The organism is Planotetraspora sp. A-T 1434 (assembly GCF_025420585.1).
Taxonomy (GTDB): Bacteria; Actinomycetota; Actinomycetes; order Streptosporangiales; family Streptosporangiaceae; genus JAOEGB01.
On record NZ_JAOEGB010000001.1, the window covers coordinates 110,185 to 136,032 of the forward strand.

Annotated in this window: 21 protein-coding genes and 1 pseudogene; 16 read left to right on the forward strand and 6 right to left on the reverse strand. The window is 70.5% G+C overall.

All coding sequences use genetic code 11. The features are described from left to right. The first annotated feature begins 7 nt into the window (after window positions 1-7). From N5079_RS00575 to N5079_RS00590, 4 genes are all read left to right on the forward strand, one after another. Window positions 8-2,098, forward strand: a complete 2,091-nt coding sequence (locus N5079_RS00575; RefSeq protein WP_261581239.1) for a penicillin acylase family protein — start codon at window positions 8-10, stop codon at window positions 2,096-2,098. Window positions 2,099-2,492: 394 nt separating this feature from the next. After that, window positions 2,493-3,674, forward strand: coding sequence for an ADP-forming succinate--CoA ligase subunit beta (sucC, locus tag N5079_RS00580; protein WP_261581240.1), 1,182 nt, complete (start codon window positions 2,493-2,495; stop codon window positions 3,672-3,674). Beyond that, on the forward strand, window positions 3,674-4,552 hold the full coding sequence (gene sucD, locus N5079_RS00585; protein ID WP_261581242.1) for a succinate--CoA ligase subunit alpha: 879 nt from the start codon (window positions 3,674-3,676) through the stop codon (window positions 4,550-4,552). Before sucC ends, sucD begins: the two co-directional genes overlap by 1 nt. 245 nt (window positions 4,553-4,797) lie before the next feature. Next, the gene (locus N5079_RS00590; protein ID WP_261581243.1) at window positions 4,798-6,450 is read left to right on the forward strand and encodes a DUF6350 family protein; all 1,653 of its coding nucleotides are present in this window, start codon (window positions 4,798-4,800) and stop codon (window positions 6,448-6,450) included. Window positions 6,451-6,608: 158 nt separating this feature from the next. Here the strand turns inward: N5079_RS00590 and N5079_RS00595 are convergent, their stop codons facing one another. Further along, window positions 6,609-7,013, reverse strand: a complete 405-nt coding sequence (locus tag N5079_RS00595) for a hypothetical protein (protein ID WP_261581244.1) — start codon at window positions 7,011-7,013, stop codon at window positions 6,609-6,611. A 157-nt stretch (window positions 7,014-7,170) separates the two neighbouring features. Here N5079_RS00595 and purN point away from each other — a divergent pair, with 157 nt between their 5' ends. The 4 genes from purN to N5079_RS00615 all read left to right on the forward strand — a co-directional run bounded on the left by purN (window position 7,171) and on the right by N5079_RS00615 (window position 10,686). Beyond that, the gene (gene purN, locus N5079_RS00600; RefSeq protein WP_261581840.1) at window positions 7,171-7,851 is read left to right on the forward strand and encodes a phosphoribosylglycinamide formyltransferase; all 681 of its coding nucleotides are present in this window, start codon (window positions 7,171-7,173) and stop codon (window positions 7,849-7,851) included. Further along, window positions 7,848-9,392: a bifunctional phosphoribosylaminoimidazolecarboxamide formyltransferase/IMP cyclohydrolase gene (gene purH, locus N5079_RS00605; protein ID WP_261581245.1), complete on the forward strand. Its 1,545-nt coding sequence runs from the start codon at window positions 7,848-7,850 to the stop codon at window positions 9,390-9,392. The genes purN and purH overlap by 4 nt, the downstream gene beginning before the upstream one ends. A gap of 211 nt (window positions 9,393-9,603) precedes the next feature. Next, the gene (locus tag N5079_RS00610) at window positions 9,604-9,786 is read left to right on the forward strand and encodes a hypothetical protein (protein WP_261581246.1); all 183 of its coding nucleotides are present in this window, start codon (window positions 9,604-9,606) and stop codon (window positions 9,784-9,786) included. 54 nt (window positions 9,787-9,840) lie between these two features. Further along, entirely contained in the window at window positions 9,841-10,686 is an 846-nt protein-coding gene (locus tag N5079_RS00615) for a bifunctional methylenetetrahydrofolate dehydrogenase/methenyltetrahydrofolate cyclohydrolase (RefSeq protein WP_261581247.1), read from the forward strand. Here the strand turns inward: N5079_RS00615 and N5079_RS00620 are convergent. Continuing rightward, the gene (locus N5079_RS00620; RefSeq protein ID WP_261581248.1) at window positions 10,583-11,830 is read right to left on the reverse strand and encodes an alpha/beta hydrolase; all 1,248 of its coding nucleotides are present in this window, start codon (window positions 11,828-11,830) and stop codon (window positions 10,583-10,585) included. The genes N5079_RS00615 and N5079_RS00620 overlap by 104 nt on opposite strands. 174 nt (window positions 11,831-12,004) lie before the next feature. On the opposite strand from N5079_RS00620, the pseudogene N5079_RS00625 reads away from it, so the two are divergent. Next, window positions 12,005-13,666, forward strand: a pseudogene (locus N5079_RS00625) (phosphatidylglycerol lysyltransferase domain-containing protein); the annotation flags it as partial. A gap of 123 nt (window positions 13,667-13,789) precedes the next feature. On the opposite strand, the gene N5079_RS35425 reads toward N5079_RS00625, so the two are convergent. Next, entirely contained in the window at window positions 13,790-14,254 is a 465-nt protein-coding gene (locus N5079_RS35425; RefSeq protein WP_410007734.1) for a helix-turn-helix domain-containing protein, read from the reverse strand. A gap of 436 nt (window positions 14,255-14,690) precedes the next feature. After that, the gene (locus tag N5079_RS00630) at window positions 14,691-15,344 is read right to left on the reverse strand and encodes an FHA domain-containing protein (RefSeq protein WP_261581251.1); all 654 of its coding nucleotides are present in this window, start codon (window positions 15,342-15,344) and stop codon (window positions 14,691-14,693) included. 181 nt (window positions 15,345-15,525) lie between these two features. Here N5079_RS00630 and N5079_RS00635 point away from each other — a divergent pair, with 181 nt between their 5' ends. From N5079_RS00635 to N5079_RS00650, 4 genes are all read left to right on the forward strand, one after another. After that, entirely contained in the window at window positions 15,526-16,647 is a 1,122-nt protein-coding gene (locus tag N5079_RS00635; RefSeq protein ID WP_261581252.1) for a citrate/2-methylcitrate synthase, read from the forward strand. A 21-nt stretch (window positions 16,648-16,668) separates the two neighbouring features. Next, window positions 16,669-16,956, forward strand: coding sequence for a DUF3017 domain-containing protein (locus tag N5079_RS00640; protein WP_261581253.1), 288 nt, complete (start codon window positions 16,669-16,671; stop codon window positions 16,954-16,956). Window positions 16,957-17,050: 94 nt separating this feature from the next. Next, the gene (locus N5079_RS00645) at window positions 17,051-18,268 is read left to right on the forward strand and encodes an NADP-dependent isocitrate dehydrogenase (RefSeq protein WP_261581254.1); all 1,218 of its coding nucleotides are present in this window, start codon (window positions 17,051-17,053) and stop codon (window positions 18,266-18,268) included. A gap of 189 nt (window positions 18,269-18,457) precedes the next feature. Next, on the forward strand, window positions 18,458-20,383 hold the full coding sequence (locus N5079_RS00650) for a serine/threonine-protein kinase (RefSeq protein WP_261581255.1): 1,926 nt from the start codon (window positions 18,458-18,460) through the stop codon (window positions 20,381-20,383). 10 nt (window positions 20,384-20,393) lie between these two features. Here N5079_RS00650 and N5079_RS00655 read toward each other — a convergent pair whose 3' ends face one another. Beyond that, window positions 20,394-20,927, reverse strand: a complete 534-nt coding sequence (locus N5079_RS00655) for a PadR family transcriptional regulator (RefSeq protein WP_261581256.1) — start codon at window positions 20,925-20,927, stop codon at window positions 20,394-20,396. A 55-nt stretch (window positions 20,928-20,982) separates the two neighbouring features. Between N5079_RS00655 and N5079_RS00660 the strand changes: the two genes are divergently transcribed. Both N5079_RS00660 and N5079_RS00665 read left to right on the forward strand, forming a co-directional pair. Further along, window positions 20,983-22,413 carry an MDR family MFS transporter gene (locus N5079_RS00660; protein ID WP_261581257.1) on the forward strand — a complete coding sequence of 477 codons (1,431 nt, stop codon included), beginning with the start codon at window positions 20,983-20,985 and terminating at the stop codon, window positions 22,411-22,413. Window positions 22,414-22,524: 111 nt separating this feature from the next. Further along, window positions 22,525-23,364, forward strand: a complete 840-nt coding sequence (locus N5079_RS00665) for a DUF11 domain-containing protein (RefSeq protein WP_261581258.1) — start codon at window positions 22,525-22,527, stop codon at window positions 23,362-23,364. Between the two features lie 8 nt (window positions 23,365-23,372). Here N5079_RS00665 and galE read toward each other — a convergent pair whose 3' ends face one another. Beyond that, window positions 23,373-24,368 (reverse strand): UDP-glucose 4-epimerase GalE, encoded by a 996-nt coding sequence (galE, locus tag N5079_RS00670; RefSeq protein WP_261581259.1) that lies wholly within the window; start codon window positions 24,366-24,368, stop codon window positions 23,373-23,375. A 130-nt stretch (window positions 24,369-24,498) separates the two neighbouring features. Here galE and N5079_RS00675 point away from each other — a divergent pair, with 130 nt between their 5' ends. Continuing rightward, window positions 24,499-25,839: a hemolysin family protein gene (locus N5079_RS00675; RefSeq protein WP_261581260.1), complete on the forward strand. Its 1,341-nt coding sequence runs from the start codon at window positions 24,499-24,501 to the stop codon at window positions 25,837-25,839. Window positions 25,840-25,848: the final 9 nt, after the last annotated feature.

Here is a 25,848-nt window from a genome sequence, read left to right on the forward strand (position 1 = left end):
GAGCGGAGTGACCATCGAGACCTATCGGGACGCCTGGGGGATCCCGCATCTGCGAGCCGGGAGCGCGCACGAGCTGGCCTTCGCACAGGGGCGCGACGTCGCGATCGACCGGGCCTGGCAGATCGAGGTCGAGCGGCACCGTTCGGAGGGCACCACCGCCGCCTTCCTCGGCGCCGCCGCCGTACCCTGGGACCGCTTCGCCCGGCAGGCCCGGCTGGACGACACCGCCCGCCGCTGTTTCGACCGCCTCGACGCGGACACCGGCGCGTGGGTCAGGAGCTACGTCGACGGAGTCAACGACGGGCTCGCCGAGGGAGCGCGCCGGGCACCGGAGTTCGCCGCCACCGGACTGGCCCCCGGCCGCTGGGAGCCGTGGACGCCGCTCGGACTCTGGCTGTCCACGCACATCCTCTTCGCGAACTTCCCCGCCAAACTCTGGCGCGAGGAGGTCGCCCGCAGCCTTGGCGACGAGGCCATCCGGCTGTTCGCCCACGACGGCCCGCCCGGCGCGTCCGGGAGCAACGGCTGGATCCTCAGCGGCGCCCGCACCATCACCGGAGCCCCCCTCATCGCGGGCGACCCGCACCGGGTGATCGAGGACCCCGGCGTCTACCAGCAGGTCCACCTGTCGTGCCCCGAGTTCGACGTCGTGGGGCTGGCCGTCCCGGGCGTTCCCGGCATCGCCCATTTCGGGCACACCGGCACGGTGGCCTGGGCCATCACCAACGCCATGGCCGACTACCAGGATCTCTACCGGGAGCGCCTCCGGAGGCGGGGAGGAGAGGTCGAGGCCCTCGGCCCGGACGGCTGGCGGCCCGCCTCGGTCCACGTCGAGACCATCGAGGTGGCGGGCGGCGATCCCGTCCAGGTCGAGGTCATCGAGACCGACCGCGGCCCCCTGGTGATCGGCGGCGCGGGGGCTGACGGGGAGGGGCAGGGAATCAGTCTCCGCTATCCTCCGCGAGTGCGTGAGGACGTGGGCTTCCGCGCTCTCCCCGCGCTGCTCAGAGCGGCCACCGTCGCCGACGTGGATCGGGCGCTCGACCTGTGGGCGGAGCCCGTCAACGTCGTGCAGGCCGCGGACACCGAGGGCGGTCTGCTGCACCGGGTGGCCGGCATGGTGCCGCTCCGCCATCGGGACAACGGGTTGCGCGTCGTGCCCGCGTGGGATCCCGCCCACGAGTGGCACGGCTGGCACGAGCCGTTGCCTCGTGCGGAGGTCGACGATGTCGCGGTGATGGCGAACCAGCGGGGCCTGGCCGAGCCGCTCGGTGTCGACTTCGCCGCCCCCCACCGGGCCGAGCGGATCCGCCACCTGCTGGACGGGTCGGCGGCCTGGTCCGCCAAGGACGTCACAGCCATCCACACCGACACCTTCCTGAGTTCGGCCCGGTCGCTGCTGGACCTGCTGGCCGGACTGGACGGCCTGACCCCCGACGCCGCACGCCTTCGGGAGCGGTTGCTGCGCTGGGACGGCCGGATGGAGGCCGACAGCGGCGACGCCACCTTGTACGCTGCTGTGCGAGCGGGGGTGGTGCGGCGGCTGGCCGCTCATCCCGCGCTGGCCGGGCTGGCCGAGACCGCGTCGCGGTATTCCGAAATCTTCCAGCCATGGGTCCTGCTGGTCCGGCGGATCGCGTTCGCCCTGGAAGGCGTGCTGACCACCGAACTGCTGCCCGGCATCGACACGCCCGGCGTCGTCAGGGCCGCCATCGAGGACGTCGCCTTAACTGCCGCGGCGGAGGCCGGGACCGGGGAGGTGCTGCCGCGGTGGGGAGAGGTGCACCGGCTCGCCCCATGGCAGGCGCTGCCGGGGCTGACGCATGAGGTATGGCCGGGCCTGTCCGGCGACCATGACTGCGTGCTCGCGACGTCCAGCGTGCCCGGCATCACCGACCACGCCGCACGCGGACCCGCGGCCCGCTACGTCTGGGACCTCGCGCGGCGTGAGGACAGCCTCTGGGTCGTCCCGTTCGGGGCCTCCGGCGTACCCGGCGACGCCCACCACCGCGACCAGTTGCCGCTGTGGCTGCGCGGAGAGTTCGTCCCCGTGATCACGGACTGGAACCACCTCACCGAGGAGAGACATGACCGCTGACGCCTCTCCCGCTGAAGCCCACCCACGCTCCTGTCCGACTGCCTCGCGTACGCGCCGGCGGACCCGAGCCGGCGGCGGGATCGTGGCCGAGCCCGACGCCCGCAACGACAAGGCGATCGCGCGCCTGATCCAGATGGGATTCGCGCCGGGACGGAGATAGATCTTCCCGGCAAGCGGGCCCGGCTGGTCTTCCTTAACCGGTCGTCATGGGCGCTCGGCACGTCCCGATATCGGTTTAGGACAATTCGCCCAACCCTGCCGTATATCCCATGTCCTTGGCAAGGCTTTACCAGGACCCCATGACGTGGCCATGTCTGTGCTGCGGCTAGGCTTCATGCGCGGAATCGCCGGGCGGGGACCACAGCCTGGCCTCGACATCAAAGGACGGACCCTCGTGGACCTGTTCGAACATCAGGCGAAGGAGCTCTTCGCGGAGTACGGCATCCCGGTGCCGCGCGGCATCGTCGCGCACACCGCGGAGGAGGCGCGCGCGGCTGCGGAGCAGCTCACCGGCCGCGTTGTCGTCAAGGCCCAAGTCAAAACCGGCGGGCGTGGCAAGGCCGGCGGCGTGAAGGTCGCGGACGACGCCGCCGACGCCTACCAGAAGGCGACGCAGATCCTCGGCATGGACATCAAGGGCCACACGGTCCACAAGGTTCTGATCGAGGAGGCCAGCCAGATCGCCGAGGAGTACTACTTCTCCTTCCTCCTCGACCGCGCCAACCGGACCTTCCTCGCCATCTGCTCGGCGGCCGGCGGAATGGACATCGAAGAGGTCGCGCACACCGCGCCGGAGAAGGTCGCCAAGATCCCGGTGAGCCCCATCACGGGAGTTCACCGCGACAAGGCCCGCGAGATCGCCGTGGCCGGTGGCCTGCCGCCGCAGTCGATCGAAGGCGCCGCCGAGCTCATCGAGAAGCTCTGGGCCGTCTTCGTCGACGAGGACGCCTCGCTCGTCGAGGTCAACCCGATGATCCTGTCGGCCGACGGCCAGGTGAAGGCCCTCGACGGCAAGGTCACCCTCGACGAGAACGCGAGCTTCCGCCAGCCCGAGCACTCGGCCTACGTCGACAAGGCCGCCGAGGACCCGCTTGAGGCGAAGGCCAAGGAGAAGCACCTCAACTACGTCAAGCTCGACGGCACGGTCGGCATCATCGGCAACGGCGCGGGCCTGGTCATGTCCACGCTGGACGTCGTGGCCTACGCGGGCGAGGCCTACCCCGGCCAGCCCAAGCCGGCCAACTTCCTCGACATCGGCGGCGGCGCCTCGGCCGAGGTCATGGCCAACGGCCTGGAGATCATCCTCTCCGACCCGTCGGTCAAGTCGGTGTTCGTGAACGTCTTCGGCGGCATCACCGCCTGCGACGCCGTCGCCAACGGCATCGTCTCAGCGTTCCAGCTGCTGGAGAGCCGCGGCGAAGCGGTGACCCACCCGCTGGTCGTACGGCTGGACGGCAACAACGCCGCTCTCGGGCGGCAGATTCTCGCCGACGCCGCGCTGCCGCGCGTCGAGCTGGTGGACACTATGGACGATGCGGCCAAGCGCGCCGCCGAGCTCGCCGCGGTAGGTGCGTAATGGCTATCTGGCTCACTGACAGTAGCAAGATCATTGTTCAGGGCATGACCGGCGCGGAGGGCACCAAGCACACCCGCCGCATGCTGGCCTCCGGCGCCAAGGTCGTCGGCGGTGTCAACGCCCGCAAGGCCGGCACCGTCCACGAGGGGCTGCCCGTCTTCGGGACCGTCGCCGAGGCCATCGAGAAGACCGGCGCGGACGTGTCCGTCGTCTTCGTGCCCCCGGCGTTCACCAAGGACGCGGTCAAGGAGGCCATCGACGCCGAGATTCCGCTCTGCGTGGTGATCACCGAGGGCGTTCCGGTCCACGACACCACCGAGTTCTGGGCCTACGCCGTGTCCAAGGGCCACAAGACCCGCATCATCGGGCCGAACTGTCCCGGCATCGCCTCTCCGGGCGCGTCCAACGCGGGCATCATCCCTGCGGACATCACGACCCCGGGCCGCATCGGCCTGGTCTCGAAGTCCGGCACGCTGACCTACCAGCTCATGTACGAGCTGCGGGACTTCGGCTTCTCCACGGCCGTCGGCATCGGCGGCGACCCGGTCATCGGCACGACGCACATCGACGCGCTCCAGGCGTTCCAGGATGACCCGGGCACCGACGCGATCGTGATGATCGGTGAGATCGGCGGCGACGCCGAGGAGCGGGCCGCGGCGTACATCGAGCAGCACGTGACCAAGCCGGTCGTGGCCTACGTGGCGGGCTTCACCGCTCCGGAGGGCAAGACCATGGGCCACGCGGGCGCGATCGTGTCCGGCTCGGCCGGCACGGCCCAGGCCAAGAAGGAGGCCCTGGAGAAGGTCGGCGTCCGCGTCGGCAAGACTCCCAGCGAGACCGCCCGCCTGATGGGCGAGATCATGCGCTCCCTCGGCTGACCCCACCCCCGGTGGTGATCATGCGCGGATTCCTGAACGGGTAGGTTGACCTGCGCATTCGGCCTTCGTGACCTTGCACACTCTTCCGAGGTGCAAGGTCACGAGCGTTATATGCCCACGTCACCGGCGATGCGCGGGAATCTGTGCATGATCACGCAGGAGGTGCATGATCACGCCGGTTGCGTGGGGAACGGGACGGCGTGGCTGCGTGGAAAGAGCGGCCCGGGCTGGGAGCATGGGGTAGCGTGACGGCCCTTCTCGACCAGCTACGGACCGCCCCTCGTGCGGTCCTCAGCCGTTTCCCCTTCGGCGACGACGAGGAGACCCGCCGTCCTCTCCCGGTCTCCGGCATGCTTGCCGCCGTCTGGACCCTCGGCGCCGGCCTCGCGGTCCTCACCACGTTGACGCTGGCCGGGTGGATCGCCGCGCCGCGCAGTGCCTTCGGCGCGGGCCTCCCCGGCGTGTTCCGTACGGCATGCCAGCTCTGGCTCGCCGCCCACCACGCCGGGTTCGCGATCCCCGGAGGGCGCGTCGGCCTGCTGCCCCTCGGGCTGATGATCCTGCCGGGCACGCTGCTCTACCGGGCCGGTCTGTGGATGGCGCGCGACGCCGACCTCCGGCTGCGCATGCCTGCCCGGCTGCCGAAGGGCACGCCCCGCGACGTGGAGAACGCCCGCCGCCGTGCGCAACTCCTGCTGGTCGCCCAGGCGGGCATCTCGCTGGCCGCGCCGTACGCGCTGCTCGCGGGAGTGATCTCGCTCGTCGCCCGCAACGAGGTCACGCAGCCGTTCCTCGGAGAGGCGCTCGTCAGCCATCTGGTGCTGGCCTTCCTGGCGGGCTCGGTGGCCACCGCCCGCACGATCGGCCCCTGGCGGTCGATGCTCCGTCTGCTCCCCGAGCGTCCCCGCTCGGTCGTCGTCGGTACGGCTGTCGCGGTGTCGGTGCTGCTCGCCGCCGGGATGCTGCTGGTGCTCGCGGCGATCGTGGTGAACTTCGGCGAGGTCCAGAGGCTGTCCGACGTCCTCAGCCCCGGGTTCGTCGGCGGGCTGCTGCTCCTGCTGCTGGAGGGGCTCTACCTGCTCAACGCGGTCATCTGGGGCCTGTCATACATCGCGGGGCCCGGGTTCGCCATCGGCACCGGGACGCTGGTGGCGCCGACCGGCGTGAAGCTGAGCGCGGTCCCCACGCTGCCCCTCCTGGGGGCCCTGCCGATGTCGGGCACGTCGCCGACCTGGGTCATGGCGGTGATCGCCGTGCCGTTCGTGGCGGGGGCGATAGCGGGCGTCGTGGTGGTGCGCATCGCGCCGACACCGACGATCGAGGCCGCGCCGCTGTGGGGGTTCGCGTGCGGGGTGTGCTCGGGAGCCACGGCGGGGGTGCTGGCCGCCCTGTCCGGCGGCCCGCTGGGCGGGGCCAGGCTGTCCGCCGTGGGGCCGTCCCCCTGGGAGGTGGCGCTCTCGGTCACGCTGGAGGTGGGCGTGGCGGCGGGCATCTCGGCCGGGATCGCCAACCTGTGGCTGATCTCGCGACGGCCGCTCGCTCCTCCCGAGCCCGTGCGGAAGGCGGGAGCGGTGATCGCCAAGGCGGCGGGCCGGGTCCGGGTGGCGGACAAGAACGCCCGCGTGCTCCCCGGCCACTGGTTGGACGCCACCGAGGCCGATACCCAGCCGATCCCAGTGATCAAGGATGACTGGACGGACGAGCATGCCGCCGCCACCGCCGAGACGTTCGACGACATCCGGTCCAGGCGACCCGACAGTCCCAAAAGTCCGAGCCGCTCCAGTCGTCCCCCTCGTCCCGGCGGTCCCGACCGGCCACGCAGGGACATCGTGGACGAGTCCGACGACCGCGGCGGCCATGTGATCTATGTGGACCCGTACGCGTGGGACCGAGACTAGTGCCCTGACCGTCGAGGTTTGCCCGGAAGGAGCGGTGTCCAGGGTGGTGCATCGCAAGGCGGAGGAGGAGGTCGTAGCGGAGCCTACGAGCGACGACGACAACGCGGCGAAGCGCCGCCCTGGGCGACGCGACGGGGCAAAGATTGACGGGAGGGGCACTAGGCCGGGGCGGGGATGCCTGCCGGCCAGGGGACGCCTAGCTTCTGCTCGAAGGCATGCTTGAACTGGTCGGAGCACTCCTGCTGGGCCTCGACCGTCCCCGCGCCCTTCCGGCACTCGGTGTAGGCGGAGATCTCGGCCGAGAAGTAGAGCTGGACGGCGGTCGTCCCGGCGCCCAGCAGGAAGGCGATGGAGGAGATCACGAGCGCGCTCGTGGCCATCCCGACCCTCTGCCGCCCACGCTGCAGGGAACGCAGGTCGCGGATCGCGATGATGATCCCGAACACGGACAGCGCCAGCCCGGCCGCGGGCAGCATCAACGTGAAGACCAGCGCCATGATGGCAAGGGTGAGTGCCCTGCGGCCTCCCGTCTCGGGGGCCGACATCTGGAGGGGTGTTGTCACGATCTCCTCGCCTCGCGCTCCGCCGGGCTGGACCGGCGTGGGTCATAGTGGCCGGCGCCCGATACCCTTTTACCTGCGTCGAGGGATGCTCGCCTCCAAGCGATCATCTCTCGACAATCACCTGTGAAACGCAGCCCGCTCACGAAGGAGTTCCGCCCTGTCCTTCCGGCTCGTGGTCCTCGTCTCCGGTTCGGGGACCAACTTACAAGCCCTTCTGGATGCCACGACCAGCGAGGCGTTCGGCGCCCGGGTTGTGGCCGTCGGCGCCGACCGCGACGGGATCGAGGGGCTGGCCCGGGCGGAGCGGGCCGGGGTCCCGACGTTCGTCGTGCGGGTCGGCGACCACGCCGGCCGCGACGAGTGGGACGAGGCCCTCGCGGCGCGCATCGCCGAACACAGGCCCGACCTCGTGGTCTCGGCGGGATTCATGAAGATCCTCGGCCACCGCGTCCTCGGGGCGTTTCCCGTGGTCAACACCCATCCGGCGCTGCTGCCGTCCTTTCCGGGGGCGCACGCCGTCCGGGACGCGCTGGCGTACGGCGTGCGGGTCACCGGCTGCACGGTCCATCTGGTCGACTCGGGCGTCGACACCGGCCCGGTGATCGCCCAGCAGGCGGTCGACGTCGCGGACGACGATGACGAGGAGTCGCTCCACGAGCGGATCAAGACCGTCGAGCGCGGGCTGCTCGTCGAAGTCGTCGGCCGCATGGCCCGCGACGGCTGGACGGTGACCGGCCGGGAAGTCCGCCTCGGGCGGCAGAAAGCCAGCCGCGAGGGCAGCCGGACAGGCGGCCTCGACGGCAAGGAGTCCCAGCGACAAGGGAGGACCACGAAGTGACCCGCATCGCCATCCGGCGCGCGCTGATCGCGGTATACGACAAGACGGGGCTGGAGGAGCTGGCCCGGGGGCTCGAGGCCGCGGGCGTGGAGATCGTCTCGACCGGTGGCACCGCCGCCAAGATCGCGTCCTTCGGCGTGCCGGTGACCAAGGTGGAGTCGCTGACCGGCTTCCCGGAGTGCCTGGACGGCCGGGTCAAGACCCTGCACCCGCGCGTCCACGCCGGCCTGCTCGCCGACGGGGAGAACCCGTCGCACGTCAAGCAGCTCGAAGAGCTGGAGATCGAGCCGTTCCAGCTCGCGGTGGTGAACCTCTACCCGTTCGCTGAGACGGTCGCCTCGGGCGCGTCCGACGCCGAGTGTGTCGAGCAGATCGACATCGGCGGCCCGGCCATGATCCGCGCCGCCGCGAAGAACCACGGCACCGTGGCCGTGGTCGTCGACCCGTCGGCGTACGGGCAGGTGCTCGCCGCGGTCGCCGAGGGCGGCTTCCTGCTGACCGAGCGGCGGCGGCTCGCCGCGGTCGCCTACGCGCACACCGCCTCCTACGACGTCGCGGTCGCCTCGTGGTTCGCCAGCGTGTACGCCGGGCAGGGGGCGGAGTGGCCGGACTTCATGGGCGCCACCTGGGAGCGCAAGGCAGCGCTGCGCTACGGCGAGAACCCGCACCAGCGGGCCGCCCTCTACACCGGCCAGACCGGCGGCCTGGCCAACGCCGAGCAGCTGCACGGCAAGGAGATGTCCTACAACAACTACGTGGACGCCGACGCCGCGTGGCGGGCGGCCTGGGACTTCGCCGAGCCCTGCGTGGCGATCATCAAGCACGCGAACCCGTGCGGCATCGCCGTCGGCGCCGACGTGACCGAGGCCCACCGCAAGGCGCACGAGTGCGACCCGGTGTCGGCCTACGGCGGCGTGATCGCGGTCAACCGGGAGGTCACGCGCGAGCTGGCCGAGCAGATCGCCCCGATCTTCACCGAGGTCGTCGTGGCGCCCTCGTTCGCCCCCGAGGCGCTGGCCGTGCTGCGGGAGAAGAAGAACATCCGGCTGCTCGCCTGCCCGGAGGGCCCGGCGGGCGCCGCCGAGTTCCGCCGGATCGACGGCGGCCTGCTGGTCCAGACCGTCGACCGGGTGGACGCGCCCGGCGACGACCCGGCGACGTGGGAGCTCAAGACCGGCACGGCGGCGTCGCCCGAGGTGCTGGCCGACCTGGCGTTCGCCTGGAAGGCCTGCCGTTCGGTGAAGTCGAACGCCATCCTGCTGGCCTCCGGCGGCGCGACTGTGGGCGTCGGGATGGGCCAGGTCAACCGGGTCGACTCCGCGCGTCTCGCGGTCAGTCGGGCCGGCGATCGCGCGGCCGGATCGGTGGGCGCGTCGGACGCGTTCTTCCCGTTCCCCGACGGTCTCCAGGTCCTGGCGGAGGCGGGGGTCAAGGCGATCGTCGAGCCCGGCGGCTCGATCCGCGACGAGGATGTCATCGCGGCCGCCGAGGAGGCCGGCATCACGCTCTACTTCACCGGCACCCGGCACTTCTTCCACTGATCCCTTTGATCCATCGCGTACGGCTGCCGCCGCAAACCATCAGGCGGCAGCCGTACCTGGACGAAACGGGTCCGGGCATCGGCGGGCGCGGGTTAGCCTGGGAGGCCCTTGGGAGCGTCTGACAAATGCTGCCCGTCGCGAGCCTGAGCCGCGCGCAGCAGGGCTTGATTTGTCGGGCACGACCTAACCCACCCCGCCCTGGAGTCCCCCCATGCCCATGCTCGAACCGGTCCTGAGCTCCCTCGCGACGGTGTTCGTCACGATGAACGCGCTGTGGAGCAGCCCGGTCGCGCTCATTCCCCTCGCGCTCGCCGCCGCCTACTTCGGATGGCGGATCGTGGAGTTCATCCCGGTCACCCGGCGAATCCTCGAGCGCCGCGAAGGCGGCAGCTAGCAAAGGGAGCGCCGCGAAAGTGCCGACTAGGAACGCATGGAAGGATGGGGAGCCATGAGCGCGCAGATTCTGGATGGCAAGGCCACCGCCGCGAAGATCAAGGCCGACCTGGCGGGACGGGTGGCGGCGCTGGCGGAGCGGGGGATCACCCCCGGTCTCGGCACGATCCTGGTCGGTGACGACCCGGGAAGCCAGATCTACGTCGCGGGCAAGCACCGTGACTGCGCGGAGGTCGGCATCGCGTCGATCCGCAGGGACCTTCCGGACACGGCGAGCCAGGCCGAGGTGGAGGCCGCGATCGACGAGCTCAACGCCGATCCCGCCTGCACCGGCTACATCATCCAGCTCCCGCTGCCCCGCCACCTGGACACCCAGTCCCTGATCGAGCGGATGGACCCGGGGAAGGACGCCGACGGCCTGCACCCGGTCAACCTGGGCCGGCTCGTCCACATGGTCGACGCCCCGCTGCCGTGCACCCCGCGCGGCATCGTGGTCCTGCTTCAGGAGTACGGCGTGCCGACCAAGGGCGCCGAGGCGGTCGTGATCGGCCGGGGGATCACGGTGGGCCGCCCGCTGGGCCTCCTGCTGACCCGCCGCACGGAGAACGCCACGGTGACCCTCTGCCACACCGGCACCCACGACCTGGAGTCCCACGTCCGGAACGCCGACATCGTCGTGGCCGCCGCCGGAGTGCCGGGGCTGATCACGGCCGACATGGTGAAGCCGGGCGCGGCCGTGCTCGACGTCGGCGTGTCCCGCGTGGACGGAAAGATCGCCGGTGACGTGGCGCTCGACGTCAAGGACGTGGCCGGGTTCGTCGCCCCGAACCCTGGCGGTGTCGGGCCGATGACGCGAGCGATGCTGCTGACGAACGTGGTCGAGGCGGCCGAGCGGCGGTAAGCCTCGTCTGGGGCTGCGCGGGCGCGTGTAGCTGCTGCGCGAGCCACGGCAGCGCTTCGGGAAGCTCCCGGTTCCACGTGGCGAAGTTGTGCCCGCCGCTCGGCAGGATGAGCGACGCCGCCTGCATGGGGGCCTTGACCGCCTTTAGGAACTGCTCGGTCGTCTTGTAGTCGGCCTCCCCGTGCTTGCTGGTCGTGACCAGCACGGAGACCGGCGGGGCGGGCAGGTGTGCGAGCCGCCACATCAGGTCGTTCTCGTCCTGCAACTGCCGGCTGCCGCCGAAGAGATCTCCGGTCGTGACGTCGGTCAGCGCGTGGAAGTAGCCGGAGAGCGACACGGCGGCCGAGAACGCGTCCGGGTGGCGCATGCTGAGCTTGAGCGCGCAGTAGCCGCCCGTGGAGCCGCCGATGACGCCCCAGTTCCCGGCGTCGGTGCCGACGCGGAAGGCGCCGGCCATCACGTGCGGCACGTCCTTGGCGAGGAACGTCTCCGCCTGGGGCCCGCCGGGCACGTCCACGCACTCGGTGTCACGGGGCGGTGCGACGGTGGGGCGCATGAGCACCAGCACCGTGGGGCTGATCTGCTTCGCCAGGATCGACTTGGCCGCGAGGACCGGGAAGTCCAGCCGGGTGATCAGGTTCCTGGCGTCCCCGGGATATCCGGTCAGCGCCAGGATCGCGGGGAACCGGGTGTTGGCGAACTTCTTCTCGAAGTACTGCGGCGGCAGATAGACGTAGGCGGGGGCGCTCAGCCGGGATTGGGGTCCCGATATGACGACCTGTTCCAGCCTGCCGCCGGAGTGGCCCGCCTTCGCCTTGGGAACGAGCACCGGCCGGCTCCCGAGCACCCGCACGAGATCCGACTGGCCGACGGCCGCGCCCGCGCCGAGAGGCAGGATGGGCGCCGTGGAGTCGTCCGTGCCGAACAGGTCGCCCCAGGAGCCGTAGAAGCCGAAGTACGCGTTGATCACCAAGCCGAGCGCCAGCAGGATGAGGATCTGGTTGAGCACGAGCACGGCGACCCGGCCCGCCACCGATGGCCAGGTCCGGCTGCTCAGCCGTGGCCACGCCCACACGGTCGCCACCAGGCCGGCGACGGCGATCACGGCGAACACCAACTGGACCTTTGTAGCCGTGAGTCCCATCCGGTCTCCCCCCGCCGTCCCCCCCTGCGGCCGGCTCAAGCAAAGTTACTCCGCCGAGGTAAGGGCAGGGTTAAGGATCCGAATGGAGGCTTGCGGACCGGATTTCACCATTTAGTGTGTGCTTCCGTGAGTGGTCGGACACGTATTCGGCGAGGCGTGATCTCGCGTTCCTGGGTGCCGGCGGCGGCGGGTTACACCGCGCTTGTCATCGGCATTCTGGACATCATCAAAGGCGTTGTCCCGCATTTCCGGGCGAGCAGGATCAGCGAGATCGCCAGCGTTCTGCCGGGAAGCGTCACCACGCTGGCCGAGGCGGCCATGCTGCTGGTCGGCGTCCTGTTGATCATGCTCGCGCACGCCCTGCGGCGGCGGAAGGTGCGGGCCTGGCGTGCGGTGATCGTGCTCCTGCCGCTCGGGGCCGTCGTCGAGGCGCTGCGGTGGCGGCATTCGATCGCGGCCTCCATCAGCGTGGTCCTTTTCGTCGTTCTCCTGGTCAATAGGCGCGAGTTCTACGCCCTTTCCGATCCGCGATCACGCTGGCGGGCGCTGTGGAACTTCCTCGCTCTCGGCGCTTTCGACATCGTGATCGGGTGGGTTCTCGTCATCACCCACTCCCGCGCCATGATCGGCCAGCCGAGCTTGAGCGACCAGCTCCAGCACGTGCTTCTCGGCCTGTTCGGGCTGGAGGGGCCGATCCAGTACGCCTCGGAGCGCACCGGCGACCTGGTCTACTACTCGCTCGCGGGGCTCGGCGCGCTGACCGCCGTCACCACGCTCTACCTGGCGCTCCGGCCGGAGCGGCCCGCTGCGGCGCTCACCCCCGACGACGACCGGCGCCTCCGCGCCCTGCTCGACCGGTACGGCAGGCAGGACTCCCTCGGCTACTTCGCGCTGAGACAGGACAAGAGCGTGATCTTCTCCACGTCGGGGAAGGCCGCCATCGCCTACCGGGTGGTCGCGGGGGTGATGCTCGCCAGTGGCGACCCGATCGGAGACGTCGAGGCGTGGCCGGGAGCGATCAAGCGCTTTCTGGAGGAGGCGAGGCGGCACGCCTGGGTCCCGGCCGTCATCGGATGCAGCGAGACCGGCGGCGAGGTGTGGACCAGGGAGGGCGACCTGTCCGCCCTGGAGCTGGGTGACGAGGCCATCGTCGAGGTCGCCGACTTCACCCTTGAGGGCCGGGCCATGCGCAACGTCCGCCAGATGGTCAACCGTACGGAACGGCTCGGCTACATCTGCCAGGTGCGGCGGGTCGGCGATCTCACGGAGGTGGAGCGCGAGCGGATCCGCAACGCCGCCGACTTCTGGCGCGGCACCGAGACCGAGCGCGGCTTCTCCATGGCGCTCGGCCGCTTCGGCGACCCCGCCGACGCCGGCTGCATCGTCGTAACCGCCCACAAGGACCCGGCCGCCGGCGCGTCCGGGGACACCGTTCAGGCCAGGGACACCGTTCAGGCCGGGGACACCGTTCAGGCCAGGGACACCGTTCAGGAGGGTACGGCGACGCCGGGCGGGGACATCCGGGCGGTCCTGCACTTCGTGCCATGGGGCCCGGACGGCATCTCGCTCGACCTGATGCGCCGTGACCGCGAGGCCGACCCAGGGCTGAACGAGCTGCTGATCGTCAAGGCCCTGCAGGCCGCGCCCCGGCTGGGCGTGACCAGGGTGTCCCTCAACTTCGCCATGTTCCGCTCGACCCTGGCCAGAGGGGAGCGCCTGGGCGCCGGGCCGGTGCTGCGGGCCTGGCGGGGGATCCTCGTGTTCCTGTCCCGCTGGTTCCAGATCGAGTCGCTGTACAAGTTCAACGCCAAGTTCCGCCCGTTCTGGGAGCCGCGGTTCCTGGTGTACCCGACGGCTCGTGACCTGCCGCGCATCGGCGTCTCGGCGCTCCAGGCGGAGGCGTTCCTGACGATCGGCCCGCCGAGGCCCGGTGCCTGGCTGCGGGGCCTGCGAAGGGGCTTACTGCGACGGTGGGGCGGGCCATCGGTAGAGGTGCTCGGGCGGTCCGGTGGTGCCGTACCGGAGACCGACGGTCACCCGTCCGTCGGCCGCCAGGTCGGAGATGTACCGCTGGGCCGTGGCGCGGGACAGCCCGAGCCTTCCCGCGACGTCCGTCGCGGTGACGGGCCCACCGGCGCCGCGCACGGCGTCCACGACAAGCTGGGCCGTGTGGCTGGAACGCCCCTTCCTGACCGCCGCGTCGACGCGGTCGCCCTCGTGCAGCGTCCACACGGCGCGGTCGATCTCCGCCTGACTGAGCGGCAGGGCGCCGCCCAGCCGCCCGTGAAACCGCGCGTACGCGCGAAGCCCCTCGGCGAGGTCGCTCTCGGAGAACGGCTTGACCAGGTAGTTGACGACGCCGCGGCCGAGCGCCTCCCGGACGACCGCGGCCTCGGCGGCGGTGTGGGCGACGGCCGCGAGCATGAACCCGGGCACCCTGCCGACATACCGCGCGTGCAGGTCGGCGACCCGGAAGTCGTCGTCCACGACGAGGACCCTGATCACGGCGCCCCTCCCGGGATCGATACCGCGCCGGACAGGTGAGCCCGCGGGGCGGCCGGTGACTCGATCGCGCCCGGGATGCGGGCCACGAAGACCGCGCCGCAGTCCGCTCCCGACGGCCGGGTCAGCGACAGGTCGCGGCCGTGCCTGCGGGTCAGCCGCCGGGCGAGCGCCAGGCCGACCCCGTGCGAGCGGGCGTCGTCGGCGGCATGACGACCGACCCGACCGCCGCGCGCCTGACCTCCGAACGTCCTCGACGTGCTCGGCTCCTTCTCCCCGAAACGTGAAGGGCAAGAAGGACACGATCGACCTCGCCAAGGCCCACACGACCGAGTTCGTGAAGGCGGTCAAGTAGGGATCACGACGCGCGGCGGCTGGCCGGGGCCCGCTGAGGTTCAGCCTCGGCCGGTCCCGTCGCCCGCTGCGGCGGCACCACCGGGGTCGGCCGCACCAGCCCCAGCGCCACGACCTCGTTGGCCAGCCGGGTCCGCCGGTTCGTCCCCTCGGGGATGCGGAATTTCTGGTAGAGCCGCAGCAGGTGCTGCTTGACGGCGGCCTCGGTCACGACGAGGTCGTCGGCGATCTCCCGGGCCGTCGCCGGGGCCACGAACGCCTCGTCGGACAGGGCCGGCCGGCACAGCGAGGTCAGCACGTCGACCTCGCGGCGGGTCAGCTCGGGGGCGGCGGCCCGGCGCAGCTCCACCTCGGGGGCGAAGTCCTCGCGGGGGATGCCGCCGACCCGGGCCCGGGCGGCGCCGAAGGAGACGACGTCGCCGTCGTCGAGCACCCTCCTGGCGATCGGCCTGCCGTTCACCCGGGTGCCGTTGCGGGACAGACCCAGGTCAACGACGTACAGGTAGGGCCCGCGACGGACGAATTCGGCGTGCAGCCGTGACACGCTCGGATCTGTCAGCCGGATGTCCACGCCTCGCCCTCGGCCGATCGTGGTGATCTCGGGGCGCAACGGCACTACCTCGCCGCTGTCCTCGATCCGAATGAACGGCCCCTCCACGGCAGTTCCTCCCCAGGTAGCCCGCCGTTACTTTCGCTACAGCTCCGGCTTACCCAGACGTGGCGATCTGGAATCTCCTTTGCCATAAGGAGAATCCTTCTTGAAATTGGTCTGGACCTTTGGAGAGCGGTTTACCTGCTCACGGGTAGACTTCGGGCGAAGATAAGCGGAGGAAACACTCATGGCGGACAAGCCCACCAAAGGCCTCGCCGATGTCGTTGCCGCGTCCACAGCGCTCAGCGACATCGACGGCAAGGCCGGTCGGCTCTTCTATCGTGGCTACGACATCCACGACCTGGCCGGCCGCACCACTTTCGAGGAGACCGCGCACCTGCTCCAGCACGGCTCGCTGCCGACCCGTGAGCAGCTCGCCGACTACGGAGCCGAGCTCGTCAGGGGCCGTAGCCTGGGCGCTCTCGTCGAAAGCAACATCCCCGAGATCGCCGAGAAGCAGGGGCCCATGGAGGCTCTGCGCACACTCGTCTCCCTCAGCGGGGCGGAGGATCCGGACAAGGACACCAACGCCGCGGACGCCAACTGCCGCAAGGCCGCGCGCCTGACCGCGCAGCAGCCGATCCTGGTCGCCAGGTATCACGCGGCCCGGACCGGCGGCACCGTTCCGGAGCCCGACCCCGAGCTGAGCATCGCCGCGAACTTCCTGCTCCAGATCACCGGACGGCAGCCATCGCCGCGCGAGGTGGAGATCTTCGACGCCTGCCTCGTCCTGCACGCCGACCACACGATGAACGCGTCCACGTTCGCCGCCCGGGTGTGCGCCGCCACGCTGTCGGACATGCACTCGGCCATCGTCGCCGCCATCGGCACGCTCAAGGGCCCCCTTCACGGCGGCGCCAACGAGCAGGTCATGCGTACTCTGGAATCGCTGGACCCGAGCGGGGTCGCGCAGGCCGTACGGGACAAGCTGGCCAAGGGCGAGAAGATCATGGGCTTCGGGCACCGGGTCTACAAGACCGAGGACCCGCGGGCGACCCACCTGAGGCGGATGTCGCGGGAGCTCGGCGAGGCGTCGGGCGACGACACGTTCTACCGGATGTCCCGGGAGATGGAGGAGGTCGTCTTCGCGGAGAAGGGCCTGTACCCGAACGTGGACTTCTACGCGGCGACCGTCTACCACTACCTCGGCATCCCGACCGACCTCTTCACGCCGGTGTTCTCGGTGAGCAGGATGTCGGGGTGGACCGCCCATGTGATCGAGCAGCACGCCGACAACCGCCTGATCCGGCCGGACAGCGAGTACATCGGCGAGCGCGACCAGAAGTGGATCCCGATTGACGAGCGGTGAGCAGCCAGGGCGAGTGAGGATGTGAAGGCGAGCGGCACCGGCACGGCCTGGGGACCGTACCTGCTGGTGGTGGCGGGTGCGGGTGCCGGGCTGGGCGCGATCGTCTTCGGAGCGCCCCCCTGGGCCGGGGGCGTGATCCTGGGGGGCGCGTTGATCCTGGGGTCGGCCATCCGGCTGATCGTCTCCGACGAGCGGGCCGGCCCGCTCGCGATCCGGAGCCGGAGGACGGACGTGGTCATCCTGGGCGTCCTCGGCGCCGCCCTGGTGCTCGGCTCGCTCAGCCTGCTGCTGCGCCTGCACAACACCTAGCCACGGGCGCATCACGCCCGTCCGATAGCCTCACGGCCAGTGAGCCTCAAAAAGGACTGTCTGGCCAAGTTAGTTCAGAAGGGGAACCCCACGCATGCCCAAGATCAAGGTAGCGGGTCCGGTCGTCGAGCTTGACGGCGACGAGATGACCCGGATCATCTGGCAGTTCATCAAGGACCAGTTGATCCTGCCCTACCTCGACGTCGACCTGAAGTACTACGACCTCGGCATCGAGCACCGCGACGCCACGGACGACCAGGTCACGATCGACGCCGCGAACGCGATCAAGCAGTACGGCGTCGGTGTCAAATGTGCCACGATCACGCCTGACGAGGCCCGGGTCGAGGAGTTCGGCCTGAAGCACATGTGGAAGTCCCCGAACGGGACGATCCGCAACATCCTCGGCGGTGTGATCTTCCGTGAGCCGATCATCATGTCGAACGTCCCGCGGCTCGTGCCCGGTTGGACGAAGCCGATCGTCGTCGGCCGTCACGCCTTCGGCGACCAGTACCGCGCGACCGACCTGAAGATCCCGGGCGAGGGCACGCTGACCCTCACCTTCACGCCGAAGGACGGCAGCGAGCCGATCGAGCTCAACGTCTTCGACTTCCCCGGCGCGGGTGTCGCGCTCGCCATGTACAACCTGGACGAGTCGATCCGCGACTTCGCCCGTGCCTCGATGCGGTACGGCCTGAACCGCGGCTACCCGGTCTACCTGTCGACGAAGAACACGATCCTCAAGGCCTACGACGGCCGCTTCAAGGACATCTTCGCCGAGGTCTTCGAGTCCGAGTTCAAGGCCGACTTCGAGGCCGCCGGCATCACCTACGAGCACCGCCTGATCGACGACATGGTCGCCGCGTCCCTCAAGTGGGAGGGCGGCTACGTCTGGGCGTGCAAGAACTACGACGGCGACGTCCAGTCCGACACGGTCGCCCAGGGCTTCGGCTCGCTCGGCCTGATGACCAGCGTGCTCATGACGCCGGACGGCCGGACCGTCGAGGCCGAGGCCGCCCACGGCACGGTGACCCGGCACTTCCGCCAGCACCAGCAGGGCAAGCCGACCTCCACGAACCCGATCGCCTCGATCTTCGCCTGGACCCGTGGCCTGCAGCACCGTGGCAAGCTCGACAACCAGCCCGAGGTGATCGACTTCGCCGAGAAGCTGGAGCAGGTCTGCGTCGAGACCGTCGAGGGCGGCCAGATGACCAAGGACCTGGCGCTCCTCGTCGGCGGCGACGCCGAGTGGCTGACCACGCAGGACTTCCTCGCCGCGCTGGACGAGAACCTCAAGAAGAAGATGGCTCTCTGAGCCTGAGGAAACCATCAGCCTGGGGAAACCCCCGGCGAACAGCGTCACCCCGAACGGGCCGCCTCCGGGCGGCCCTTTTGGTGTGTACGCATCCGGAGATCACGGCGTGGTATCGCCTGTCAGGCAGGAGTACGGCAGGGCCGTAAAGTTCTGCTGGTCGGTACTTTGCCAAACCGTGGGGATCGTTGGATGCCGCAGATCGCGCCGCTCGGGCCGGGTGATCCCGCCCAGCTCGGTCCGTTCGTGCTGTCCGGCCGGATCGGTGAGGGCGGCCAGGGCGTGGTCTACCTGGGGCGGAACGAGGCCGGCGAGCCGGCCGCCGTGAAGTTGCTGCACGTCAAGTTCAGCGGCGACGCCGTCGCCAGGTCGCGTTTCGCCAGGGAGCTGCGGGCGGCCCAGCGGGTCGCGAGCTTCTGCACCGCCAGGGTCATCGCCGCCGACCTCGAGGGCGACATTCCGTACATCGCGAGCGAGTACATCCAGGGCGAGTCTCTGCGCGACACCGTGGAGGCGTCCGGGCCGCTGACGGGCGCGGCGCTGGAGCGGCTGGCGGTGGGCACGGCCACCGCGCTGACCGCGATCCACCACGCCGGGATCGTCCACCGCGACTTCAAGCCCGACAACGTGCTGATCGCCGCCGATGGGCCCCGGGTGGTCGACTTCGGCATCGCCCGCATCGTCGACTCGACCGGCACGATCACCAGCCGGGCGATCGGCACGCCCGCCTACATGGCTCCCGAGCAGATCTCCGGCGACACCGTGGGGCCGCCGGCCGACGTGTTCGCCTGGGGCTCGACGATCGCGTACGCCGCGACGGGCAAGGCCGTCTTCGGCGGCGACTCGATCGCGGTCGTGCTGAACCGGATCCTCAACCACGACATCGACGTCGGCGTGCTCCCGGAGCCGCTGCGCGGCGTCGTCAGGTCGTGTCTCAGCAAGTCCGCCGCGGCGCGGCCCACCGCGGACCAGATCCTGCTGCGGCTGCTCGGCCGTCCGGCGTCGGGCGACGCCTCCACGATCGTGCTGTCCGAGGGCGCCCACGCCGCCAATCCCGACAGCCCGGCCCGCACTCCCGATCGCCCTGGGAGGCCCGCCGGCACGACCGATTCCGCCGACCCCGCGGGTCCTCCGCCGGAGACCCGTTTCTCGCCCCCGTCCGCCAAATCGGGAAGGGGCCGCTGGATCGCCGTGATCACGGCCGCCGTCGCCGTGGTGGCGGCGGGCGGAGCTGTGGCGTTCAGCCAGATGGGGGCCGGACGTGGGGGAGGGGGCGATCCCACGGCCACCAGCGAGGCGAGCGTGTCCACCCGCCCGCCGTCGAAGTCACCGTCGAAATCACCCAGCCCTTCGCCCACCTTCGGCTCCGTGGCGGACAAGGCGGCGCGGACGCACAAGCTCACCATCGGAGTGAAGGGCGACCTGCCCGGCGTCGGCCTGGTGTCCGGGCAGTCGTTCAGCGGGTTCGACGTGGACGTCGCCAAATATGTGGCGAACAGCCTCCAGGTGCCCGAGACGGGGATCACGTTCCGCAGGGTCACCAAGGGCGACCGGGCCAGGGCGCTCGCGAACGGCGACGTCGACCTCGTCTTCGCGACCTATGCCTACGACGACAACAAGCGGGACGGTGTCACCTTCGCCGGGCCGTACTACGTCGCCCACACCGACGTGCTCGTGGTCAAGGACTCGCCCATCCGGAAGCTCGACGACCTGACCGGCCGCCCCGTGTGCGCGCCGCTGGGCAGCGATTCCTTCAGGGTCGTGCAGGCGAAGGTGAGGGCGACCCCGGTTCCCGCGAAGGACTACTCGGAGTGCATGAACAAGCTTCTGGCGGGCCAGGTCGACGCCATTCCGGGTGACGACCTGATCCTGGCCGGGTTCGCCGACCGCGAGACGAGCCTCGAACTGGCGGTGCTCGGGCTCGACCTGACCGACCAGCGCTACTCCGTCGGGCTGCCCAGGAAGGACGCCCGCACCTGCGAGGCCGTCAGGTCCGCCATCTCCCGGATGTACGACGACGGGACCATGAAGAAGCTGCTCGAAAGCCACTTCTCCCGCGTTGACTTCCATCCCGAACGGGACATCCCGGTCATGCTGCCCTGCCGCCAGGAGTCTTGAAAAGGGCAGCTCAGAGCCGGCGCTCGATGTCGGCGATGGAGTCGACGGCCCACTCGAGGCCGGCGCGCACCCGGCGGATGCCGAGGTCCAGCGCGTACACGCCGAAATGGCCCCAGCCTTCGCCCTTCCGCCGCATGGCGGGGTGGTTCCGGCGCAGTTCCTCCAGTTGAGCCAGCTTGGTCTCGTAGTGGACCTTCATCCGCTGGAGCAGCGCTATCGCCTCGCGCGGGTCGAGCAGCGGCATGAGGAAGGCCTGGAGCGACTCCTCGCTGCGGTACGCCGCGGAGGGGCTGTGGTCGAGCATCCAGCGCCGTAGCTCCTGGCTGCCCTCGTCGGTGATGGTGTAGATCTTCCGCCCGCGCGGCCCCTCGGCCTCGACGGCCACCAGTCCGTCCGCCGCCATCTTGGCGAGCTCGGGATAGATCTGGCTGTGCCCGGCCTGCCAGACGTGGGCGACCGAGGTCTCGAACGTCTTGGCCAGGTCATATCCGCTCGCCGGACCGGAGGCGGTGAGCAGGCCGAGGAGGGCGATCCGCAGGGACATGCCTTCACTATAGCTAAACCTTGACATGTCATCTCTTACATGTCACTTTCGACCCATGAAGCAGAAGAACGGGATCCTCCTCTTCGCCGTGCTGGGCGGGATGTTCCTCGCGATGCTGGACCAGACGATCGTGGGCACGGCGCTGCCCCGGATCACCTCCGAGCTGGGCGGCACCGGCCTCTACACTTGGGTGGTCACCGCCTATCTGCTGACCTCCACCGTCACGGTCCCGTTGTACGGCAGGCTGTCCGACGCGTACGGCCGCAAGCCGCTCCTCCTGATCGGCGTGGGGATCTTCCTCGTGGGGTCGATCCTGTGTGGAGTCGCGCAGGACATGGGCCAGCTCATCGCCTTCCGGGGGCTCCAGGGTCTCGGCGCCGGAGCGCTGCTACCCCTGTCGCTGGCGCTGGTCATCGACCTGTTCCCGCCGCAGCGCAGCGGCCGCGTGCAGGGCGCGCTCGGCGGCGTGATGGCCCTCAGCTACCTCGCGGGGCCGTTCCTCGGCGGCCTGTTCACCGACCACGCGAGCTGGCGCTGGGCGTTCTACGTCAACGTGCCCATCGGAGTCGTGCTGGTCGCCATCATCTGGCTCAGGCTGCCGTACCTGCCCGGCCACGGCGGCGGAGCGCGCCCCGACTACCTCGGCATCGCGGTCTTCGGCGCGGCGATCAGCGCGCTGCTCATCGGCCTGACCGAGAAGGGCATCGACGGCCACACCTGGACGAGCGCCCCCGTCATCGGCCCGATCGGGGGAGCGCTGCTGGCGCTGATCGTCTTCGTGGCCGTCGAGCGGCGGGCCGGTCAGCCGATCGTCCCCCTGCACCTGTTCGCCAACCGGACATACACGCTGGTCAACGTGGCCTCGTTCTTCACCGCGTTCTGCATGTACGCGGGAGTGGTCTTCCTGCCCCGCTACTTCCAGGAGGCTCATGGCCTCAGCGCCACCTCGTCCGGCCTGCACATCTACCCGCTGATGCTCGCCATGGTCGTCGGCAGCGCGGTGACCGGCGCGCTGATCTCCAGGACCGGCCGCTACAAGCCCTGGCTGGTGACCGCGCCGGCCTTCCTCGTGGCGGGCACCCTGCTCTGCGCCAACCTGGCCGTGAACACCGGGACGCTCACGCTCGCCGCGTGGATGGTCCTGATCGGCCTCGGCATGGGCCCCATGCTGTCCGGGCTCACGGTGGCGATCCAGTCGGCCGTCCCGCCGCAGTTCATCGGCACTGCGAGCGCCAACCTCACATTCTTCCGCCAGATCGGCGGCTCGGTCGCGCTGGCCGTGGCGGGCACGGCCTACACCTCCGTGATGACCCGCGAGGTCCCCGTCCACGGCCCCCAGGCGGCGCACGCCGCGGCGACCGCGACCGTCATCCCGTGGCTCGGCGTCACGGGCGCGCTCGTCGCCCTCCTCGCGCTCGCGCTGCTGCCCGGCGGCGCCGTACGGCTCGGCCGCCCGATGCCGGAACGGGTGCTCGCCGAGGTCTAGCGGGGACCGGGAAAGGGGGGCGTAGCGGAACCGGGCGGCGCACAGCGTGTCGGACGGATGCCCGGCCTTCCCGGCACGGTTGAATTGATCTCAAGCGTTCGGGGGAGCCGCATGGGTCGTAGGGTCGTCACGGGTGTCACGGGTTTGGTCTGCGTGTTCGTCGCCGGAGCGCCGCAACCGGCGCTCGGGACGGACCGATGGGGAACGGCGGACCTGAAGGTCGGGATCTCCGCCTCGCCCAAGGTCGCCCAGCCGGGCCAGCCGCTGACCTACCACGTCAACGTGCACAACAGCGGGCCGGGGGACGCGGTCCTCCCCGTCCTGCGGGTCCAGATGCCGCGGGACTTTCAGATCGTCAACGTGGACGTCGCCGAGTGCGGGCCGGGGCGCGGGTTCAACGAGGTGGTCTGCCAGTCGTCGAAGGACGTCATGGCGGGCGGCTCGGGCGGCATGACCATCACCGGTGTGATCCGGCCCGGAGCCCACGGGCCGCTCCGGGCCGAGGCCACCCTGTCGTCCGAAGTGGTGGACGGCGACGAGACCGACAACACGGCGGAGGCCGTGACGAGAGTGGACGACGGGGCCGACCTGGCCGTGCGGTTCGGGTCGTCGACCAGGTTCACCCGGCCGGGGCACTGGTTCGCCGTCCGGGCCGAGGTGCGCAACCGGGGCCCCCGGGTGGTGCGGGACGCCTACGTCTTCTTCCAGCCCCGCGAGGCCCGGTTCCTGTCGGCGTCGGGAGCGCGGTGCCGCGGCGGGCGGTCCTTCGTCGGTTGCGCGCTCCCGCCGATCAGGTCGGGGTCGAGGGGCCTGCTGCGGCTGGTGTTCCGCGTGCCGTCACGGGCCTCGCACGCCGTGGGGACGATGGCCACCGTCTACTCCCAGCGCTTCGGCGACCGCCGCCCCGCGAACAACAGCGCCCGCATGCGCGTCGCCCTCCGCAGGGGTTAGCCGATCCGTCACGCGGCGGGCCCGGATTCCGGGGTTCGGCATGCCGCCCAGGCGTCGGCCACGATGGCGTCCAGGGAGGCGCGGTCGGGCTTCCAGCCGAGCTCCCGCTGGATCTTGTCGGACGAGGCGACCAGCACGGCGGGGTCGCCGGGGCGACGCGGGCCGGCGACCGCCGGGATCTCGTGGCCGGTGACCTGGCGGCACACGTCGATGACCTCCTTGACCGAGAAGCCCGTGCCGCTGCCGAGGTTGAAGATCTGGTGCGTGCCCGCCGTACAGGCGTCGAGGGCCAGCAGGTGCGCGCGGGCGAGGTCGGCGACGTGCACGTAGTCGCGGACGCAGGTGCCGTCGGCGGTCGGGTAGTCGTCGCCGAACACGCTCACCGACTCGCGCTCACCCAGCGCGACCTTGAGGACGTTGGGGATCAGATGCGTCTCGACCGCGTGGCGCTCACGGAACCGCCCGTACGCTCCGGCGACGTTGAAGTAACGCAGGCTGACGGCGGCCAGGCCGTACAGTCCCGCGAAGGCGGTCAGCGTGGTGTCCACGGCCAGCTTCGACGCGCCGTAGGGGTTGGTCGGCCGGGTGGGGTCGGTCTCCAGGATCGGCCTGCTCCGCGTGCCGTCGATCGGGGGCTCTCCGTAGGTGGCCGCGGTGGAGGAGAAGACGATCCGGTTCACGCCGGATTCCCGCATGGCGTCGAGCAGGGCGAGCGTGCCGCCGAGGTTGTGCGACCAGTAGAGCGCCGGCTTCTCGACCGACTCGCCCACGAGCGACTTCGCCGCGAAGTGCAGCACGCCGTCGAACCCCCCGTCCAATCCCTCGGACAGCAGGCCGCGGGCCTCGGTGATCGACCCCTCCACGAACCGCGCGCCGCTCGGGACCGCGTCGGCGTGTCCCGTCGACAGGTCGTCCAGCGCCGTGACGTCGTGCCCCTCCTCGACGAGCTGGGCCGCCACGACGCTGCCGATGTATCCAGCGCCCCCAGTAACCAGCAGCTTCACTGTTTACTCCTGTTTGGATCTGTTTGATTATGTACGACTAGCTGCCTAGCTTACGCTCATCGCGTGAGGGGCGTGCAAACGCCAGGCAGTACGCTGACACGATCAACACCCCTGTGAACGGACTGAGGACGTGGACAACGTCGCGGTGACCATCACCCTGGTCCTGATATTCATCCTGATCTGTGGTTTCTTCGCCGCCGCCGAGATGGCCATGGTCTCCCTCCGGGAGAGCCAGATCCGCAGGCTGAGCGGGCACGGCCGCCGGGGCGCCCGGGTGCAGAAGCTGGCGCGTGACCCCAACAGGTTCCTGTCGGCGGTCCAGGTCGGCGTGACCGTGGCCACCGTGCTGTCGGCCGCGCTCGGCGCCGACACGCTAGCGGGGCGGCTGAAGCCGCTGCTCGTCGGCTGGGGGCTCGACGACAGCGTGGCCGCCCCGACCGCCTTCGTGGTCGTCACGCTGGCCATCTCCTACGTGACGCTGGTGCTGGGCGAGCTCGCGCCCAAGAGGCTCGCGAGGCAGCGCGCCGAGGGACTGTCGCTCCTGGTCGCGCCGCTGCTCGACCGTATCGCGATGCTGTCGAGACCGGTGATCTGGGCGCTGTCGAAGTCGACCAACGGCGTCGTCCGGCTGCTCGGCGGCAATCCGTCGGCCGACCGGGCCGCCATGACCACCGACGAGCTCCGCGACATGGTCGTGGGCCACAAGGAGCTCACCCAGGACGAGCGCGACGTGATCGCGGAGGTCTTTGCGGCGGGCAAACGCCAGCTCAGGGAGGTGCTGCTGCCGCGCACCGAGGTCGAGTTCATGGCGGCCGACACGCCGCTGGCCGAGGCGGCCGTCCTCGCGGCGGCGATGCCGCACTCCCGGTTCCCGGTCTACCGCGAGTCGTATGACGACATCGTCGGCTTCGTCCACGTGCGCGACCTGCTGGACCCGGTCCTGACCGGGCGCGTCGAGCCGATCAGCGAGCTCGTGCCGATCAGGCCGGTCAAGCTCGTGCCGGCGAGCAAGCGGGTCCTCGCCACGCTGGCGGAGATGCGCGACGAGGGCCACCACCTCGCGATCGTCGTCGACGAGTACGGCGGGACCGACGGCATCGTGACCCTGGAGGACCTGGTCGAGGAGCTCATCGGCGACATCCGCGACGAGTACGACGACGAGGGGCAGCCCGTCCGCCTCGTCGCCGGCGACATGGAGATCGAGGGGCTGGTCAACCTCGACGAGTTCGCCGCGCAGACGGGTGTCCGGCTTCCCGACGGGCCCTACGAGACGCTCGGCGGCTACGTGATGGCCGACCTCGGTCATCTCCCGGAGACCGGCGAGGCCGCCGAGGCTCCCGGCCTCAAGCTCACCGTGACCGAGATGGACGGCCGCCGAATCTCCCGTGTCCGGGTGACCCGTACGGCTCCTCCTCCGCCGGAGGAAGACGGCGACGCGCCGGAGGGGACGGGTAACGAGGGGGACGGGTAACCCTGTCGC